We start from the raw sequence: 19,166 nt of genomic DNA on the forward strand, positions 1-19,166 counted from the left end.
TATTCATACACTTGTCATGCAAGTGCTATTGATCATTTTATTTAGTATACACTTTCAGTATATAAATTTCAACACTCTCCCATTTGATACCGTTCCCATGCAATTGTACTTGCATTTTGCATGAACAGCCATGCAGCGCTATTCCCTGCACCTTCTTTGATGACGCATTTCTCAATAGCTTTAATGTTACATTCATCTCTCAGCTTTTCAATAGATCCAAAGCATATTCTAGCTTTGTAGGCATCAAAATAAGATGTCCTTTTCAAAAGGACATCTTAAATTTAATACTGTCATCACTTTCACGCGATACAATTTGATATCTGCTTCAAACGTAAAAGCGGTTGTTCAATCATTTTATTTTACTTTTTCAAGTGCATTCAAGAATTTTTCGAGTTCACTTTCTTCCATGTGAAAACCGTGTTTGTCTTCAGGATACGCACCTGTGCGAACATCATTTGCCCAAGCGCCATAAGCCGATGCAGACCACTTGAAGAAATCGCCATAAACTTTAGCATGAGAAGCGAGTGAAGGCATCATATTGAATGTATCGAAGTCAACCATTTCACAACCGTCAGCAGCGCCGCCGGCTGCGATTGAAATAACCGGCACACGCAACTTTTTCGCAATGGCATTTGTCACTTCAATTGGCGTTAATTCAATCGTCATCGCCATCATGCCGCATTCTTGGTATTCATATGCCATACGGAAAATTTTCATTGCATCTTCAGCTGTTTTGCCAAGGCGCTTGTAGCCGCCGTGTCTGCTTGTTTGCCATCCTGAAAGCGCACCGACATGACCAAATACCACGAGATGATTGTCTGCCATATATTGGAGCGTTTCGTTATTGATACCCATTGGCAATAATGAATCAGCGCCTTCCGCCATATACATTGAACCGTATTCGAGTGCTTTTTCTTTTGATGCAAATGTTGGTGTCTGCATATAGAAGTTAATATGAATGTATTTTGCCGCATTTCTAACCGTGCGAATCCACCATGGTGCATGTTCGATAGACATTAATGTATTTTCAGCTGGTACAGTCAAACGGCAAATATCACAGCCAGCCATTTCCGCTGCCATTGTAAAAAACTGATCTCTATTGGCAGGACACATCTGAACAATCGGCGTTCCTTCATCTTTACATTTTTGAAGATATGCGATTGATTTACGGCCTTTTACCATCTTTGACGATTTAACTTTTTTGTCCTCCGAATTAATTTGAACATCTTTTTTTTCTTCAGCCATGATTTATCTCCTTTTCAATCAATAGATTATTGGGCGCTTCTTGTTGCGCCTTAAAGACTTTTCCGTAGAACCTGTGCATTTATTTGCTGAAAGCTCTTTTCTGACGGCAAATCGCTAATATTTTATAAGCATTTCATAAACAGAACGATATCATCATTACATCTGGATCACAGCGTTATCATAGATAAAATCAAGCGCTTTGCGGATTAACAAATCATTTCTTAACGACTCTAAATTTTCACCAAGAAAATCTTTGACCATTTCAATGCTGATCTGTTCGCGTGTAGCAATTACCTGCGCCTCTGCTTCCAGTTCATCTATTGTAACTTCAAAACGCTCTGCATCAATAATTCCTCTCAGAATAACTTCCGTCTTCAAGTACTTGCACGCCTCTTCTTTTAACTCGGCCATATCTTCTTCCCGAGGATAGAAATAGTCAAAATCACAAGTACCTGCCAAGCTTTCGTACTTCATTTGATGCTGCCTTTCCATCGCCATTCGCGACGCCTCTTCATCAATGACATTCTGTGGTATGTCAATATCATTTGCATCGAGAATCTTATCGAGTATTGCATCCCTTATTTGTATTTCAGCTTTTTTTTCAGATACCGCGTTTTTCATTCGCGTCACTTCAACACCTTTGTAATGCTTAACGACTATTCCCATTGCAGTTGCTTTTCCTCCATCCATTAATATCAATGCTTAGCCTAAGCAGATTCCACCATCAATTCTCAGTACCGCCGAGTTCATGAACGCCGACTCATCACTTGCCAAATAGACAGCACCGCCAGCGATATGTTTGGCATCAGCAGAAACATACTGATCTGTCACCCAGTCACCCGATAAAATCCAGTCACGACCGCTCTTATTGTAGCCAGAACCCCTATGGATAGCAGCCCCTTTATTCTGCATTGCTTTTGGCCCCCATGCAGGATCCATGCAAATAGCCGTCATGTATGGCCCCGGTTGAATCGTATTGACGCGAATACCGTTTCGCCCATACTCAAAAGCCAGACACTGCGCCAGTGATTGCGCGCCGCCTTTGGATGCAATATAAGCGACCCCAGATGTACTGCCTTGAATCGCACCATTTGATGTGACTAAAATCATGCTCGCTTTAATTTCATTTGGCAGAAAATATTTAAGGCAAGCACGTGAAATTTTCATCGTACCCGTTAGATTATTGGCGATGACATAATCCCAGTCTTCGTCTAATACTTCTTCGCCGGTCGCAAAATAATCCATCACACCGGCAAAATGCGTCAATACGTTAAGCGATCCGTAGGTACTGACCGCGATATCCACCGCTTTGTCACAGTCGGCATTAACCGTTATATCTCCAGTAAACGTAACCAAGTTATCAGAAAATCCCTTCTCCTCAACTTCCTTTTCCAATGCCTCCAACCGATCTTTCTTGTTGTCCATTGCAACGACTTTGCAATGCTCTTCGAGATATGCAAACGTCGTCGCTTTACCCATTCCTGCACCGGCACCTGTAACAATTGCAATTTTTCCGTCTAATCTGTTAGCCATAAAACAACACTCCCTTCTTAAAATTATAACCGCTTAAATTGAAGATCATATATCGGTAATACTGCCACCCTTTGTAATAGCAATCCACAAAACCTTTTCTAAACACCAGCCTATGCCATGACGAATTTTTATCGCGACTAGCCTTGATCTCCCCAAGGCAATTGAAGCCTTTTTCATCGTATCCCATACATCTATTGCTGCCAAAACGCATCTTGCGCTATTGGTTTTCCCTATTTTGTCGTTATTTTCTAAAGTACAGGTTTCTATACATTCATTATAAAATTTATTAATTTTACTGAAAATAGTAAGAACTATGTATTTATTTTCAAAACGACTTAGGTCAACTTCCATCAAATACAAAAAGCAAGGGTAACGGTTTTAAGAACCGTCACCCCCAGCAGATGGCCTTTAAATCAAAAAAAGAATATCAACACAAACAAGTTGTGTGAACATTCTTCTATACCCTAACCATTTTAAATATGTTTTATGCTTATTGGATGCATTTGCATCATTTAATCTTGATTGCTTTTAAATCAGTTTTGGCAATGCTTCAAAGTGAGCCGTCCTAAGATTGCTGGTAGATGCCGTCTTTCATTTCAATCAATTTTAAAATCAATTCCTGACGATTAGACACATCAAGCTTCGTATGGATATTGGCTATATGTTTATACGTCGTCGACAAACTGAGATATAACTTACCACTAATCATTCTAGGCGTCATACCATCGCATAACAAACCTGCAATTTCCACTTCACGTTTTGTGAGTACGTCGCGCAGCTTTGCATATTTGTCTTTTTTGCTGATTTTAGGACCGTTTTCAAGTACTTTCCGATAGAGGTTTTCAATATGAGGCTGAACAATGCTAAGTGTATCAATATCAGAAGCATGGTATTTACTCAGCTTTGTGCGTTCAAGTGTAAAGACAATACAGGAATAATCGTTTACATCGTGCAACATCATCCCCACGCTGTGTTTAATGCCTTGTGGGCGTATAAAGTCTGTAATAAACTCATTGGGTTTGCTCTCCGTCCAGTCGCGCGATTTTACTTTTATTTTAGAACTACTGCCATCATTTAATTTTTCCAATAATGAGTAGTTCCCTTGTTCCAACTTGGAATAATAATCAAAATAGCGCTCTATCCAGCCCTCATCTGCACCCATTATGGTGGCATCATTTAATTTTCCATTAGAATCCACATAAAAAACACTAAATCGATCGTAAGGAATCAATGTATGTAATTTTTGAATAACCTGCATGGAAAAATTTTTTGAATCTGACAAGGACTCTATATAGAGTAAAAAATCATTTATTTTCATCCAAGGTAACTGTTGGGGATAATTCATGACCATATTTCTACTCCATTTCTTTGCGATTTTCGTTAAATAATTGGCTGATTTCTTGAAACAATTAATTAATGTTATTATTCGACTGGAAAGATTCTATGTAGTTTTTTGATTGACATAATCAGTTGATTACTATTAATTATAACGAAGTTCCAAACTTAATGCAATTGCATAATCGGATGTATCTTATACTTTCACTTACAGCAATTATCTGTATCGACCTTTAAAAAGCTTTAGATCACTCTAAAGAGCACATGCAAAATGCTGTCAGTTATGCAGCTGACAGCATTCTTTTAATGAGGAAAATCATAAACTTGAGACACTATTTGATCTTTTCAATCACCATGGCAGTTCCTTGCCCGCCTCCGATGCATCGTATTGCCAAACCCATTCTAATGATTCGGCTGTTATTACTGCATTAACTTATGCGTATGCTCCTTTATAAACATTTCCGTTAAAGATTTTACGTTTTCAATGGCCGTCTGATCGCAGGTATACTTCCCCGAGTGAATAATTTGACCATGTTCATCAAAATATTTGCCGCTAACATGCATCAAATCCTGCGCCGTCGCCAAATAGAGATAAGTTTCCGCCATCTGTTCCGGCGTAATCGTTTTTTTAGATTTCAAGCGGTAAACTAATTTTTGAAAGCTCGAAAGATTGGGATGTCTGTCCAAGTCCACTTTAACCGCCGTCACTCTAATACAGTTAGCCGTAATGCCAGGCATACTTGAAAGCCAATAGGTAAACATTATCTGTGCGAGTTTTGATTGATAGTAAGCCTTTGTTACTGAAAAGTGACGCCTTCGAAATTCAGGATCTTCCAAGTTAATGCGCAATCCCGGCATTGCCAGCAACCCCTTAGACGCAATCGTAATAACGCGACCATCATCACTCTTTTCGACCAGATCCTGAACAAGAGATGTCAAATAAACCGGTCCGATATGATTGGTCATCCAGATCGTCTCATGACCTTCTGATGAAAATATGGGTTCTTTTTGAGCAATATCAAATATAGCGGCATTATGAATGAGGACATCAATATGATCGAAATGCGTATGCAGGTATTCGGCACATTGCTCAATCGAGTGAAAAAGACTTAAATCAATTTGAACGAGTTCAACTGCTTCTGATTGACTTATCTGCTTTATATAGGCCACCGCTTCTTGACCTCTTGATAAATTTCTGCATCCAATGATAACACGGTAACCTTTACTCGCAATTTGTATTGCCGCGGCTCTGCCGATACCTGCATTCCCACCTGTAATAAAACATATTTTCTCCATAATATCGCCTCCGTCCATGCAACTATAGACCATGTGGTCTATATTGAAAATATAACACTTTTCATAATGGTTGTCAAACAAATTAATATTTTCTCTATACCCATTTCACTAGGCTGTAAAAAATTTGCCTCCAACCATAAAAAAGGCCAAAGCAAGTGTCATGGCTTGCTTTAGCCTTAAACGATAGACTTTGGTGATACGGTTAATCCATTATGCCATTAGTGCTTTTATCTTTGCTTCGTCAAAAGGAGCGCCAACAATTCTGGCACTTAGTTTTTCCGGCAAATTGACATCCAGCGCATCCGATGCAATTTTCACAGCTTTAACAATGCCGTCTTCGACCATCAAATAGAGGTCAACAGATCCCCACGCGTACCGCTCACTCATCTGTACATTGAAAGCAGGCGATGCACCATAGCGCCATTCCCAGCTTTCAAACTGCTGCATCAACGGATGAATGACAGCTGACGAATGGGTGTCAACGCCGCCTTCTAAAACGTCAATCATGTCTACGATACGCGCTGTTGTAGAATCTGCTTGATCATCTGTTGTATTATCTGCTACTCCATACGCGGTAATAAACGCGTGATCCAAACAGCGCATCAATCCTTCGACCGTTACATAAGGGTTGAACATGACGAGATTCTTGACGCGCGATCTAACGGAATCGATCCCTTTCGATTGAAGCTTTTGCTTCGAAACTGTCAAGAGTTTCCCAAGCCGATTGCCATCGACATCCACGAGAAGCGTTCCGTGATGACACAAAGTGCCCTCCTCTGCAAAGTAGGCATTGCCTGACACTTTAAAGCCATCTACCATGAGATCATTCTTCCCACTGAATTCAGCCCTAATCCCAAATTCGGCGCCTAACGCAGCAATAATCACGGCAATATTTTGGTGAATTTGATCTTCGCCATTATCGGTCACAAAAGTAAAATTCAAATTGCCGAGATCATGATAAACAGCACCACCACCCGACATGCGCCTCGCCAGCTTCCCGCCTGTTTCTTCAAGGTAAGTCAGGTCGCACTCTTTCCATGGATTCTGATTTCTGCCAATCACCACCGTGTTTTCATTTTGCCAAAGATAGAGATAAGCTTCACCTGATCGATGCTGCTCAACGAGATAAGATTCAAACGCTAAGTTGAAATACGGATTCCTGCTCAGCGAATGATAAATCTTAAGCAAAGTGAATCGCCTCCCCAGTTATGCCGAGTATTGCCTCGTGAACTGATTCTGCTGTTGTCGGATGAGCATAAATTGTATGCTGAAGCTTTCGGTAATCCGTCTTGTTTTCAATATGATACGTCAAACCTGCGATCAGATCAGTCGCACCCGGTCCGATTACAGCCGCGCCCAGAATACACTTTTCATCTTCTGAATAGATTAATTTGACAAAACCTTCTGTTTCGCCTTGGCTCAGTGCTTTGCCGTTTGCTGAAAAAGGAAATTTGCTAACACCATATGCCAGTCCGGTTTCCTTTGCTTTTTTTTCACTCATGCCCACAGTGGCAATTTCAGGTGATACAAAAATAGCACTCGGAACGGCATCATAGCTCATTTTACTGTCTTTTCCCATACAGTTTTCTGCCGCGACAATCCCCTGATGACTTGCAACATGCGCCAGTTGAATAATATTGGCAACATCGCCAATTGCATAGACATTCGGATTAGAAGTCGCCATATGCTCATCAACCAAAACCCCATTGCCGCGCTGATTTAATGAGACATTGAGTACCGAAAGATCAATCGCATTGAGATTTGGACGTCTGCCCACTGCCATCAGCACCTTATCGCTAACGACAAAGTGCTTTTGATCATCCTTTTTAAAGGTGACCACTGCTTTACCGCCTTCTTCACCGTCAATCGCTTCAACACAGGCGCTCGTATAGCATTTAATACCACGCGCTTCACATGCATCTAAAATAATATCAATGACATCTTCATCACAGTTGCATAAAATATTGTCTAAAAATTCTACGATGGTCACATCACATCCAAATGCATTGAAGATAAAGGCGAATTCCATACCGATAACACCGCCGCCAACAATGGTTAAAGACTGAGGACAGTCTGTCATTGCCAGTATTTCTTCATTTGTCATAACGACAGGCAGATCGGAACCCGGAATAGGCAGTTTTGCCGGTGACGAACCTGTGGCAATAATGATTTTATCGCTTTTAATCACCGCGTCGACTTTGTCATTTTTGACGGTGATGACAGAATCCTTTTCAATAACCGCTTTCCCGCGGATCACTTTTACCTGCCACTTTGTTAGTAAATAGTCAATGCCACCGACGAGATTGCTGACAACACTGTTCTTCCGATTGACAATCGCTGCCAGATCAATGGCTAAATCAGAAGCATGAATGCCAAAATCTGCCGATCGCTTCATCTCATCAAAGAGATGTGCACTCTTGACAAAACTCTTCGTCGGAATACACCCCGTATTAAGGCATGTGCCGCCAATTTTGTCCGCTTCGATCAAGACGACATTCGCGCCGAGCTGAGCTGCTCTAATTGCGGCTACATAGCCGCCGGGGCCGCCGCCTATAATGGCAATATCACATTGGATATCTTCTTTTTTAGGCTTTGCCAGCCCAAAGCTGTACCCACTGCCAGATTTTTTATCTGCCGCTGATTTTTGTGCACCTTCCAGCTTGGCAATGGCATTGCCAATTTTAATTGTCTGCCCTTCTTCAATCAATACAGCTGTCACTTCCCCGCTGTATTCCGACTTGACGAGGAAATTCCCCTTTGTGGATTCTGCATTGAAAAGCCCATCGCCAGCCTTGATCAAATCCCCCGGCTTGATGAGTATTTTACCAACCTTTGCCTGCTTGTCTTCGCCATACAATTTTTTTAAAATTATTTCGGTCATTGGTCAAGCCGCCTTACTGGAAATCATTTTGGAATTCATTGATACAATCTTTTAACAAGGTTACAGAATAAGCCATTGACGGACCGCCGCCAAAAGCAACTGCTACCATGGCCGTTTCTCTGACTTCTTCTGGCGTTGCACCTGCTTCAAAAGCTTTGTAACTATGGTATACAATGCAGTATTCACATCGATTATAGCAGCCGATTGCAACGCTGATCAGTTCTTTTGTCTTCAAATCAATAGCGCCCGGTTCATAGGAAGCGCCCAATAGTCCCATAAAAGCATCAACAGCCGCCTCATTGGTCTCTCTCATTTCACCAATGCCATTTACAAAATCATTCAACATTTCCCTTACATTCTTCGCCATCATTCTTCTCCTTTTGCAATTGTTTGATATTTATTTATCATGCTAACAATTACTATACTAACTAATTTGGCAAATGTCAATAACATAAAAAATAAGCAGGGCACGTAAAGTGTCACTGCTTATTTTCTTATGTTATTCTTTAATATTTTGATTCAATTGATTAAGCACTTTTAGAAAGATTTCAATTTCGTGCTCAGGGATATCGCGCAGCAATAAATCGCTAAAATACTGCCCCACAGGCATTAAATCGACAGCAACTTTTTTGCCTGCCTCTGTGAGCCGAATAAATTTCATGCGCTTGTCCTCGGGATTCTCAACTCGATCCACAAGGCCATCACGTTCCATTCGATCGACGAGCCGCGCCGCAGACGGCGCTTGTATATTCATTTGCTGTGCTAATTGCTTTTGACTGATGGGCACTTCCGCAACATAAAGAAAATAGAGTGCTATCCACTGAATGCGTGTTGAGCCATGCATTTCCAGGCGACGATTGAAGTCATCAGTAACATTTTTAGAAGTCGATGACGTCACAAAAGCAATACAGTTTAAAAGATCAAATGCCATTTGTAAACCTCCGTCAAACGGGTTCTTTGCATCGCTATTATACATGTTTAGTCACCAGTCTGTCAATTGCGCCGCCTTCTGCATTGTAACGTTTTAAACATTCGGTGCGGCGTTTAAAACGAACATTATTTATGCAGCGAAATGTCTTTTATAATCTTAAGATTTACTTTAATGTTTCGCTTCTCTTCGTACATTTTTTCATCTGCTTTATTAACGATTGAATCAATATGCTCTTTAAGATTATAACGAATTTCTTCAATGCCATGACTAGCACTTATCACATAGCGCCGATCTTCCATCTGATTAATCTCTCGAAACTTGTCTATGATCTTCTGCCAAACAGCTTCCGCTTCATCTAGATTTAGATCGACAAAGACAATTAAGAATTCATCTCCACCCAACCTGATTATAAAATCTGTCTTTCCGATCTTTTCTTCAATCACTTTCACAACACTTAAAATGAGCTCGTCACCCGCTTCGTGTCCTAAGTTATCGTTAACCTCTTTCAATCCGTTGATATCTATGAAACAAAGGCTGCTTCTTAAGTTGCCCTTTGCATGTTTTTGAAAAGTTGATTTAATCTTTTCAAATCCTGCTCTGCGATTGAAAACACCTGTCATCGGATCATACGTTGAGAAATAACGCATTTGATCTTTTTCACGCTGTTTGACCATCATTAGCGATGCAAGCAGCAAAGCGATTATTAAAGCAACAAGATAGAGATAAAAATACTGTTCTAAAACTTCTTGCACTAAAGCAACTAATGTGAAATTAAACACACATGTACTTGATGCGGGTGCCAGCATTGAGATGAGCGTCCAGTTCGCTTCATCCATTATAAGGTTGTACGCCGCATTATCAATCAAGAAATCTTGTCCCGCCGTTACTTTTGTAAAAACGAAGTGCCCTTCTGACGTTTCAACATAACCATCATAAGACTGATTAATCGCTTGCCACGTACATGAATAAGCATTGGCAAAACGCTCTGCCTGTTTATCTTCATACATAAATGCCCACTCTAAATCCGGGTCATCCTGATGATAGAGCCAGTACCCGTCATTATTGAGCATCGCAATCGTGCCACTGCTTAAACTCGCAATGCTCTTAATGCGATCCAACATATCATTGGCATCATAATTAATAATGACAATGCCCGCTTTTTCTCCGCGATCATCATAATAAGGCATTGAAATTCTCAACATTGGTTTAATGGGAACTTCCAATACGCCATTTTCTACATTGAGGTCCAAAGGAGAAATATAAATGTCGTTCTCATTCAAGCCAATGGTATCCTTGAAGTAATAACGATTTTGCTTATTTTGCAGTTTATTCTCCGGCACAACCTCAGCCCCGCCATCTTTATAGTCAATTCTAATTTTTTCTTTGCCGTTAACATCAATATATCGAAGCTGATCATAATGCTGTTTACGATTGGAAAATGCTAGCCATTCGTCAACGACTTCTGACAAATCATCTGTTTCGCTATCGTGAAGTCTCAAGTGATCCGTGAGAAAGAGCAAATCACTCGTTATTTTATTTAACTTATTATAAATCGTTGCCTTCTCAGCCGCCAGAGTCATCGTTTCTTTCTCGATCAGGGTTGCTTTTTCTTTTTCATTTAAATGATATTGAAAATAGGCAGCTATTACAGTTACTGCAAAGCTAAACATTATAAAAAAGAGCATTGTCAATTTCATCAGCTGTTTTAGATATTTTTTTCCAATATTTTTCATGTCTGCCCCCATCACACTTCGTTTATACAGGTTCAACTAATTCCCATATACCCAAAACATCATGAAGCTCACTGACTTTTTTAACATCGTTAAAATATTCGCGCCCAATGCATTCGCCCTCTATGGGTGTCGTCGTTTCTCTTTCGATTGCGTTTTTACTTTTCCCGTCGGCTGATGCTGTTTTTTTACTTTTTTCATTGGCGCCGCTTTATCATCAAAATGTGGTCCATTTCTTTGATTGGTTTTTAAAGTCGTCTTCAAATCGTCTTTCGTTTCAAAAGCATATCTCGGAATCTTCATGTCAATAAATGCTTCAATCTTTTCGAGCCTGATCTCATCTTTTCCCGTCAAAATAGTGTAGGCAATGCCAGCCGCGCCCGCTCTGCCCGTACGTCCAATCCTGTGCACATAATCTTCCGGAAAATCCGGCAAATTATAATTGATGACATGGGATACCATGCTGATATCCAATCCCCTCGATGCAACATCTGTTGTAACCAATGTTAAAAATTCGCCTTCTCTAAAGCCTTTCATGACATTTTCACGCACTGTCTGACTTAGGCCACCATGTAGTTTCGCCACAGATAGTCCCGCTTCAAAAAGCGTTTGATGCAAGGTATCAACGCCGATTCTGGAACGGCAGAAAATAATTGCCTTCGTGGGACAGTCCCGTTTAAAGAGAAATAGCAAGTCATCTACTTTCTTGCGATTAGACGACAGAATAACGTATTGAGCAATATGGTCGAGCACCACTTTTTCCTTTGGCGCAACGACATGCTCACTTGATTTCATATATTTCTTTGAAAATCGTTTCACTGTTTTGTCAATGGTTGCCGAAAAGAGAAGGGTTTGACGCGACGTCGGCAAATATGACAAAATACTTTCGACATCTTCTAAAAAGCCGCCCTTAAAAAGGTGATCCGCTTCGTCGATCACAAGTGTTGACACTTCAGACAGATCTAAACGCCCTCGTGATAAATGGTGCAGCAGTCTTCCCGGCGTCGCAATAATGACATCAACCTTCCCTTCCAAAGCATGCATTTGTGCTGAAAAATCCTGCCCGCCATAGATATTAAGCACCGATAAATCATAAAACATTTTCGCGACTTCTGTGATTTGAAGTGCGAGTTCGCGTGTCGGCGCAATGACCAATACCGAGATACCCGTAGAAGAAAGGTCTATTTTTTGAAGTGCCGGCAATAAGAATGCCAGCGTCTTACCCGTTCCCGTCTGCGCTTCTGCGATAAGATCTTTACCGGCACTGATCAGTGGAATCGCAAGTGTTTGAATAGGTGTCGGCTCCGTAATGAAGTTTTCTTCAAGGATTTGCGCATAAAAATGATTAATGCCTAATTTATGAAAAGACATTTTGTCTCCAATCCATAAAAAAAGACACGACGTGTGCGTGTCTTAAGTGTGTTTTGTCAACAATGATTATAGCGCAAAGCGTTCATTGTGTCGATGGTTTATCAAGTGATTATCATTTATTTATCGAATATACTTCCTTTAACGCCTCTGTGTTTAATATTGATCGAACATGCGCTGTATTTCACGGGGATCATCGGTTATCGTCAGCGCCAACATCAGCAATATACGGGATTTGGGCGCACTGTGCATCATTGCGGTTATAAAATCGCGCTGCATAAATTGCTGCGTGGGCGTTACCAGCCCTCCCCCCGTTCTTGAACCGACGACGACAGTCACGCCATTTTCCCTCGCCGCTTCCAAACTTGCCATGGCAGCCGCTGACATATTGCCATGACCTAAACCGCTATTGATAATGCCTTTTGCACCGGCAGCAACCGCCGCATCAATAAACAGACCATCCGTGCCGAGTGCTGTGTAAACGATGTCCACGCGCGGCAGTGTTGCCAGATTGGCGACATCAAATTCTGTTTGATGGGTATGCCTTTTGACTGGTACCGACATGAAAAAAGGTTCAAAATTCTGCATAATTCCTAAGTACCCCGTGTCGGGACATTTAAAAGCGGCAACATTGGTCGTGTTTGTCTTTGCAACGCCAAAGGCACTGCTGATCTGATCATTCATACAAACCATGACCCCTTTGTTGCGTGCTGACGGATTTGATGCAAGCGCTATGGCATTGACTAAATTGATGGGCCCATCTGCACTGAGTCCTGTCGCCGGTCGCATCGAAGCGACCAGCACGACGGGTTTATCGGACTTGACAACTAAATTTAAGAAATACGCCGTCTCCTCCAATGTATCCGTCCCATGTGTCACGACGACACCATCAATCGTTTCCATTGACAATAGCACATCAATGCGTTTAGCAAGGGTCAGCAAATTTTCGATACTCAATTTTGAACTGCCGACATTAAAAAGCTGCTCACCGGAAATCTCAGCAAATTGATGCATTTCCGGTACAGCTTCCATTAATGTGTCAATGCCAACCGGTTGTCTACCCGTGCTGACGCCGTAATCGGTAAGTGACAGACTGTTGCCGCCGCGACTTGCAATCGTCCCGCCTGTTGCCAATATAGTGATATGCGGTTTAGGACCGGCATTGTCTTTTATGATTGCCATTGTTTCCTCCTCTATTATCGAAAGCAACAATGCTTTCATTCGGCTGCATGCGTCATTAGGTTCTTCTGTAAGGCACTTACCTCATATAAGTAGCAGCTTACAAATACAGATAGCCGCGTCCGTCTTTTATTTCAATTTTCGTTTGGTATTCATCCGAAAGCTGCTGTAAGTTTTTTAAAATGCGCTCCCCGTCTTCACGACTTGCCAATTCAGGCCTGCCCTTTCGCGAGCGCTTTTTATGAAAGCCCAGCGTAATAGGAATCAGTTCAACGCAAGTAATACGATCATCTTCGACATTAAATGCCGCCATAACGGATTCAAAAACTTTTTGATTTGCCGCCAGCCCCTTTGTCCCATTCCCACTGCGTGCATCAAATGCATCAGACGGCGTCTGTTCAGGGCCTAAGTCATAAAGATCATAGAATTCAGCAGGCTGTCGTTCAACCGAATCATTTTGGATGATAAAATCACCAAGGCTATAAAAAATCGGCCGATGCTGATAGACTTCAAACCCTCTTAAAATATGCGGCCCGTGTCCAAGATACGCATGCGCGCCACTGTCAATACACAACCTTGCAAAGTCGCGGGCAAAGTCCGCTGATATGTCTTTTTCAGGCCCCTTAAATTCATGGACATGATGGCTGACGAGTACCACATCAGCTTGCCGTTTTGCCTCTTGGATCGCTTTGACAATGCGATCGGCATCTTTTTGATGGTAAGTTGTTACCGTTCCGGTATCGCCAACTTCAAATCGAATATTGCCAATGGCAAATCCTTCTTCCGGTTTGACAAACCCTTCTCGTTCAAGCTGCATCCTACGCGCATTGACATCCGTCTTGTTGACAATGCTTTTAAGCATATCAATTTCATGCTTTGGCAAATAGTGTACGGCTTTAAACCGCAGCATATTAATTCCCGGACGCCCCATGACATCCGGTCGCTGTTCACCTGCAATATGCCAATCCCTGCCCGTCGAGGAAACACTGATGAGTGCGACGCGGCCTTCCGGCGTATCAACATACTTTGGCTGGCATGCTTCAGCCATATTGTTGCCGATTCCCGCATAAATACATTCCGATCGATCTAAATGCATCATTGTCTTTTGAAGCCCTTCATGCCCCCAATCCAAAGCATGATTCGTCGCACATGCAAACAAGTTGAATCCAAGCCACTTTAAATCCTGAATAACGGGCGGTCTTGCCGCAACCCACGTGCCGCCGCTAACGGCCGCGGGAGACACTTCAAAATCATGCACTAAAAATTCAAAATTTGTAAACCGAATATCCTTGTCTTCAAATATCTTTTTAAGCTGTATCAAACTTTCGTCACGATAAGGCAATCGTTGTGTTATCAGCGTATCGCCCGTTGCAATAATTGAAATCGCCATGCTGCCACCTCTTTATAAATCATATAAAACACGCTATCGTTATCGAATGATACTTTACTTTACCCTGTCAACGCAGACTTACTGACTGCCTTCACCAATTCAGCCACAAAATCTCCCGCTTTCTGCATATCCTCAATATACACATACTCATCTTTTGTATGGTTGCCAAAATACCCCGTCGCAATGCCAATGGATGGTATGCCCTGTTTATTAAACCGATTGCCGTCCATACCGCCGCCGCTTGTGGCAAAAACGGGTTCAACCCCCAACTGCCGCATTGCATTGGATGCAATCTGCGCAATTGGCGCCGCTTCTTCAATCCTAAATGTATCATATAAAATCTCTGTTTGAACCGTCACTTCTGTTTGATACTGCTTGGCAATCGCTTGGAAGCAATTTCCCATTTCTATTAAATACTGTTCGAGTTCGATTGCCTTTGTACTTCGGGCTTCGCCGATAATTTCGGCATAGTCGCAAACGACATTGGTACTGGTTCCCGCTTGAAAAATGCCAAAATTTGAAGTCGTACAGGGGCTTATTCGCCCCTCCCGTATTTGACTCAGTGCAATTGCGGCGACTTTAATGGCATTGATCCCCTTTTCGGGTTCATTGCCGGCATGCGCACTGCGTCCCTTGACACCAATTTTGATCTTGCACTTCGTCGGCCCCTGATTAATGATGCGGCCAAATCGCCCCGGCGCATCAAAAACATAGGCCATCTTCGCTTTAAATCGGTTAAAATCTAGATACTGCGATCCCACAACGCCGACTTCTTCACACACCGTTATGACAATCTCAACATCGCCATGCGGCATAGAGGATGCCGTCACCTTTCTTAGACCTTCCAATATCGCGCATATCCCCGCAACATCATCTGCCGCTAAAATGGTGTCGCCTCTGCTGACAATGATACCGTTTTCAGCATCGACAACGGGCTGAATGCAGCCATTATTTGCCACTCTGTCCATATGTGCTGAAAACAGAACCGCCGGTATGCCCGGGTCTCCTTTTAGCCTTGCAATAATATTCCCGGCATTACCATTGACTTTGGCTGCCGTGTCATCTTCCGTAACTTCTAATCCAAGCACCATTAGTTTTTCTTTGATGCTTGCAGCAATCGCCTTTTCATTTCTTGACTGCACATTTAATGTTACGAATTCAATGAATTCTTCAATCAATAACGTATTTGCCATCCCTATTTGCCTCTCGCTTAATTTTATGCGCTCACATGATTCTGCCGCTACCCGTTTCACTATCTATTGAATAGATTGCAAAAACGCCGCACAAGCATTAAAGCTCATCCAGCGTCATTTGTATCTGTCACAACATCATCTATCTTTACATTTAACAGCTGATGCTTCTATTGTATCAAAATCAATCCGTCAAAATAATGCCTTTAAAGTGTCTTAAAAGTCTACTGACAATGTGAGAGATCCTCAATCCTATTCTCAAATGTCATCAACCTACTCACGCAGTTTAATCGGATGGCGTACCACGGTCTTTAACTTTTCAGGCGCCGTTTTGCGAAAATCGCTCAAGTAAATTTCGTGGTGAAACCGCTCCGGTCCAATATCAATTTGATAGCCTTGGGATTCGGCATACGCGGCCATCTTTGCCGTGGTGACCGGCTCATTATCAAATGGCCCTATGTGCATACACTGTACACAAATGCCTTCGTCATAGGTGTAGTAGGTTACTTTTGAAAAATCTTGTTTTTTCTTTGATGAGGCTTGCTCAATTGCCCAGTTCACATCCGATTCGCTTATAAAATCGGGAAGGCGAATGATACTGATCCAGTGAAACGCATCTTTTTGATCATAATCAACACCCTCAATACCTTCCTGCCACCAAAACCCTTCAAGCGGCGGCACTACATATTCAAAAAAATCATCAATTTTATGCGCGCCTTTATGACTCATTCGCAATGTATAAGCAACCGGATACAGCATGGCGATTGCTTTTTGGTACTCACCCTGTTCGTCATTTGGATTCCCCTTACCGCGCACCGCGATAAACTGCATTTTAGGAACGGTCACAATCGTCGGTGTTTTAGGCGGTAAATACAACATTTTATATGCTTTCTTGAAATCATATGCCATTTTGGCAGCCTCCTTTTCTAAAGGTTTGTCACAGCTGTTAGAGAATTAACCAACACTTAGTTATTTCATCAGCGGTCTATCGACCTCTCTTATTGTCAGTATAAACGCTCACACAGTTGGAGAGTCAATACCCATTTTACAGCATTATAAAATAGAGCATCAAAAAAAGAACAGCGAACTGGCGATCTGCTCTTTCAATACTGCATTTCTAAAGAATATACCAAAGAACCGCACTGTGCCTAATCGATGATGTCTCCATTCGCCACGCTTACGCACTGCGGCAATGTTCGATTTAAAACGTCTTCTCTCCAGTACTCTCTCTGATAAACTTTAGCATTTCTGTTAAATTTTCTTCTGACACATCATTATGACTGGACCTAAAAAAGGTTAAAAATTCTTGATCTTCTTTTGACAAGGAACCAGGATTTGCCGCATCCTTTTTCTCAATTGATTTTGCAACATTTTTCAGCATCATGTTCAGGAAAAAGTTAAGCTTTTCAGGTGCAAAACCGCCTTGCAGATAGAAGAACGGAATCTGTTCATTGCCCTCTTTCAGATTTTCAGTTTTCAGATGATGGGTATTCTCAGCTGTTTGTTCATTTGCGCCGACGGCAAAGACGACCATTTTTTGTCCCGATTGCCTATGAACCTTTTTTAAAGCCGTCTTTAAACCAACAATTTTCGCAGCGCGAACCCAGCCTCCAAAAATAACGAGATCGTATTGACTCAGATCGCCTGCGTTTCCAAATTTAACAGCGGGACATTTGAGCGCGGCGGCAATCATACCCGCGTACTGCTCAGTAAATCCCGTACTCGATTTGTAAATGACAACCGCGTTCATATAGGAACCTCCTTCAAATTTTAATAACACCTTCTTATATGTATAAAGCCCATTCGGCTAAACGCACCTTCATCTCTCATTTTGAACAATGCTATCCGGTGGGCATCCTGCCAATTAGGCCTTATGTCTTTCCTTATCATGATACATCGCGGCATCTGCCTGTTTTAGGAGCGTTCGGATTTCAGAAGCATTCCCCTTGCTCATGCCCCTCGCGTACTCAAAGGGAAATTCAACTTCATTTCGAATGGTTTCAGAAAGGCAATCCATTTTTCTAAACTTGTCAAAAAGCCATGTGTCACTACCATTTTCAGCAATCACGACAAACTCATCACCGCCAATTCTGAAAATCGATTCATCGGAATCAAATACAGCGGTCAGCAGATAGCCAAACTTTTGAATCAACGCATCTCCTGCATGATGACCGATTTCATCGTTCACATGTTTAAGATTATCAATATCAAGCGACACACAGATAATCCCTTTGTTCAAATCATTTCTAAGATCCTCTAAATAAGCTTCAAAGGCATTTCTATTTTTCACACCTGTCAGACGGTCGACATAAGCCATGTCGTAATACACTTGGTTTAACTCAAGTTTCATTTTTAAGTTTTCGTTTTCCATCTTTTCAATATAGACATTGATATTGCTTCTCGCTGCTTCGTAGAGTACTTTTAGAAAGACGGCAAATACCGCAATATAAATGAGAATGACCGGCACATACTCCCTTCGCGTATAGAGTGGTGATGGATAGCCAACCAACACAAGGGTAAAGATGTAAATCAATATCGCTGCCAAGGCCATATTGCCCCACCCACGCGAAACGGTTCGAAGCACTTCTAAATAATGATGGCGAAATTTAACAGCTCCCGCAAAATACAATGCCAAAAGCGTAACGGTAGCAACAAAGACAACCGTTGGGTCATAGTCAAACGGAATACTAATACATCGTCCTAAGATCACTGCCGTCATCCCAATTAAATCCACAATGGCAAATGTAAAGACGAATCGCGCATCCCGATATTTAGCCATCCATAAGCAAAAGAATAATGACGGGATCGAAAAGCACACACTTGACGCAACCGTTCTTTCGAATCCTTCTACAAGCAGTAGGCTGTACACAACAAAACTGATTACACCAAAACTGATAAACAATGTGATCACTTTTTTCATATTATATCTAAAATCCATATGCATTAAGAACACAGACATCGTCGTTGCCAAAACCATAAAGTCCAATATTTTTTCCATCTTTACACGCTCATTCAGGTGTTTGTCTTGCATTGTCAAACACGATTATACATTAAATGCATCCATCATCCTACGTTTCTATTTTAACAC

17 protein-coding genes are annotated in these 19,166 nt (G+C 41.7%); all 17 read right to left on the bottom strand.

Translation table 11 applies throughout. From position 1 onward, the window contains the following. Window positions 1–354: 354 nt before the first annotated feature. Window positions 355–1,245: a 3-methyl-2-oxobutanoate hydroxymethyltransferase gene (locus KHM83_RS09455; RefSeq protein WP_213236764.1), complete on the bottom strand. Its 891-nt coding sequence runs from the start codon at window positions 1,243–1,245 to the stop codon at window positions 355–357. Between the two features lie 156 nt (window positions 1,246–1,401). Further along, window positions 1,402–1,911: a trigger factor gene (locus KHM83_RS09460; RefSeq protein WP_213236765.1), complete on the bottom strand. Its 510-nt coding sequence runs from the start codon at window positions 1,909–1,911 to the stop codon at window positions 1,402–1,404. 36 nt (window positions 1,912–1,947) lie between these two features. Continuing rightward, window positions 1,948–2,778 (bottom strand): SDR family NAD(P)-dependent oxidoreductase, encoded by an 831-nt coding sequence (locus tag KHM83_RS09465; protein ID WP_213236766.1) that lies wholly within the window; start codon window positions 2,776–2,778, stop codon window positions 1,948–1,950. A gap of 565 nt (window positions 2,779–3,343) precedes the next feature. Beyond that, window positions 3,344–4,129, bottom strand: a complete 786-nt coding sequence (locus KHM83_RS09470; protein WP_213236767.1) for a response regulator transcription factor — start codon at window positions 4,127–4,129, stop codon at window positions 3,344–3,346. Window positions 4,130–4,533: 404 nt separating this feature from the next. Continuing rightward, on the bottom strand, window positions 4,534–5,409 hold the full coding sequence (locus KHM83_RS09475; protein ID WP_213236768.1) for an SDR family NAD(P)-dependent oxidoreductase: 876 nt from the start codon (window positions 5,407–5,409) through the stop codon (window positions 4,534–4,536). A 210-nt stretch (window positions 5,410–5,619) separates the two neighbouring features. Beyond that, a complete protein-coding gene (locus tag KHM83_RS09480; protein ID WP_213236769.1) occupies window positions 5,620–6,597 on the bottom strand; it encodes a lipoate--protein ligase in 978 nt (325 codons plus the stop codon). Further along, a complete protein-coding gene (gene lpdA, locus KHM83_RS09485; RefSeq protein WP_213236770.1) occupies window positions 6,590–8,290 on the bottom strand; it encodes a dihydrolipoyl dehydrogenase in 1,701 nt (566 codons plus the stop codon). Before lpdA ends, KHM83_RS09480 begins: the two co-directional genes overlap by 8 nt. 13 nt (window positions 8,291–8,303) lie before the next feature. Then, window positions 8,304–8,657, bottom strand: coding sequence for a carboxymuconolactone decarboxylase family protein (locus KHM83_RS09490; RefSeq protein ID WP_213236771.1), 354 nt, complete (start codon window positions 8,655–8,657; stop codon window positions 8,304–8,306). A 132-nt stretch (window positions 8,658–8,789) separates the two neighbouring features. Then, window positions 8,790–9,221 (bottom strand): MarR family winged helix-turn-helix transcriptional regulator, encoded by a 432-nt coding sequence (locus KHM83_RS09495; RefSeq protein WP_213236772.1) that lies wholly within the window; start codon window positions 9,219–9,221, stop codon window positions 8,790–8,792. A 125-nt stretch (window positions 9,222–9,346) separates the two neighbouring features. Next, entirely contained in the window at window positions 9,347–10,954 is a 1,608-nt protein-coding gene (locus KHM83_RS09500) for a sensor domain-containing diguanylate cyclase (protein WP_213236773.1), read from the bottom strand. Between the two features lie 120 nt (window positions 10,955–11,074). Next, window positions 11,075–12,322 (bottom strand): DEAD/DEAH box helicase, encoded by a 1,248-nt coding sequence (locus KHM83_RS09505; RefSeq protein WP_213236774.1) that lies wholly within the window; start codon window positions 12,320–12,322, stop codon window positions 11,075–11,077. Between the two features lie 153 nt (window positions 12,323–12,475). Beyond that, window positions 12,476–13,540, bottom strand: a complete 1,065-nt coding sequence (locus KHM83_RS09510) for an asparaginase (RefSeq protein ID WP_281415044.1) — start codon at window positions 13,538–13,540, stop codon at window positions 12,476–12,478. A gap of 58 nt (window positions 13,541–13,598) precedes the next feature. Beyond that, window positions 13,599–14,888, bottom strand: coding sequence for a CapA family protein (locus KHM83_RS09515; RefSeq protein ID WP_213236776.1), 1,290 nt, complete (start codon window positions 14,886–14,888; stop codon window positions 13,599–13,601). A gap of 59 nt (window positions 14,889–14,947) precedes the next feature. Beyond that, window positions 14,948–16,081, bottom strand: a complete 1,134-nt coding sequence (locus KHM83_RS09520) for a M20/M25/M40 family metallo-hydrolase (RefSeq protein ID WP_213236777.1) — start codon at window positions 16,079–16,081, stop codon at window positions 14,948–14,950. A gap of 270 nt (window positions 16,082–16,351) precedes the next feature. Further along, complete coding sequence (locus tag KHM83_RS09525; protein WP_213236778.1) at window positions 16,352–16,987, bottom strand: GyrI-like domain-containing protein; 636 nt, start codon at window positions 16,985–16,987, stop codon at window positions 16,352–16,354. A 292-nt stretch (window positions 16,988–17,279) separates the two neighbouring features. Then, the gene (locus KHM83_RS09530; protein WP_213236779.1) at window positions 17,280–17,828 is read right to left on the bottom strand and encodes a flavodoxin family protein; all 549 of its coding nucleotides are present in this window, start codon (window positions 17,826–17,828) and stop codon (window positions 17,280–17,282) included. Window positions 17,829–17,942: 114 nt separating this feature from the next. Beyond that, window positions 17,943–19,076, bottom strand: coding sequence for a GGDEF domain-containing protein (locus KHM83_RS09535; RefSeq protein ID WP_213236780.1), 1,134 nt, complete (start codon window positions 19,074–19,076; stop codon window positions 17,943–17,945). Window positions 19,077–19,166 lie beyond the last annotated feature (90 nt).

It is taken from the genome of Fusibacter paucivorans, from assembly GCF_018390735.1.
GTDB classification, from domain to species: Bacteria; Bacillota; Clostridia; order Peptostreptococcales; family Acidaminobacteraceae; genus Fusibacter; species Fusibacter paucivorans.

Excerpts from the sequence above, each read along its gene's own strand:
- KHM83_RS09455 (WP_213236764.1), bottom strand. The coding sequence starts at position 1,245 with ATGGCTGAAGAAAAAAAAGATGTTCAAATTAATTCGGAGGACAAAAAA.
- KHM83_RS09460 (WP_213236765.1), bottom strand. The coding sequence starts at position 1,911 with ATGGGAATAGTCGTTAAGCATTACAAAGGTGTTGAAGTGACGCGAATG.
- KHM83_RS09465 (WP_213236766.1), bottom strand. The coding sequence starts at position 2,778 with ATGGCTAACAGATTAGACGGAAAAATTGCAATTGTTACAGGTGCCGGT.
- KHM83_RS09470 (WP_213236767.1), bottom strand. The coding sequence starts at position 4,129 with ATGGTCATGAATTATCCCCAACAGTTACCTTGGATGAAAATAAATGAT.
- KHM83_RS09475 (WP_213236768.1), bottom strand. The coding sequence starts at position 5,409 with ATGGAGAAAATATGTTTTATTACAGGTGGGAATGCAGGTATCGGCAGA.
- lpdA (WP_213236770.1), bottom strand. The coding sequence starts at position 8,290 with ATGACCGAAATAATTTTAAAAAAATTGTATGGCGAAGACAAGCAGGCA.
- KHM83_RS09490 (WP_213236771.1), bottom strand. The coding sequence starts at position 8,657 with ATGGCGAAGAATGTAAGGGAAATGTTGAATGATTTTGTAAATGGCATT.
- KHM83_RS09495 (WP_213236772.1), bottom strand. The coding sequence starts at position 9,221 with ATGGCATTTGATCTTTTAAACTGTATTGCTTTTGTGACGTCATCGACT.
- KHM83_RS09500 (WP_213236773.1), bottom strand. The coding sequence starts at position 10,954 with ATGAAAAATATTGGAAAAAAATATCTAAAACAGCTGATGAAATTGACA.
- KHM83_RS09505 (WP_213236774.1), bottom strand. The coding sequence starts at position 12,322 with ATGTCTTTTCATAAATTAGGCATTAATCATTTTTATGCGCAAATCCTT.
- KHM83_RS09510 (WP_281415044.1), bottom strand. The coding sequence starts at position 13,540 with ATGAAAGCATTGTTGCTTTCGATAATAGAGGAGGAAACAATGGCAATC.
- KHM83_RS09515 (WP_213236776.1), bottom strand. The coding sequence starts at position 14,888 with ATGGCGATTTCAATTATTGCAACGGGCGATACGCTGATAACACAACGA.
- KHM83_RS09520 (WP_213236777.1), bottom strand. The coding sequence starts at position 16,081 with ATGGCAAATACGTTATTGATTGAAGAATTCATTGAATTCGTAACATTA.
- KHM83_RS09525 (WP_213236778.1), bottom strand. The coding sequence starts at position 16,987 with ATGGCATATGATTTCAAGAAAGCATATAAAATGTTGTATTTACCGCCT.
- KHM83_RS09530 (WP_213236779.1), bottom strand. The coding sequence starts at position 17,828 with ATGAACGCGGTTGTCATTTACAAATCGAGTACGGGATTTACTGAGCAG.
- KHM83_RS09535 (WP_213236780.1), bottom strand. The coding sequence starts at position 19,076 with ATGGAAAAAATATTGGACTTTATGGTTTTGGCAACGACGATGTCTGTG.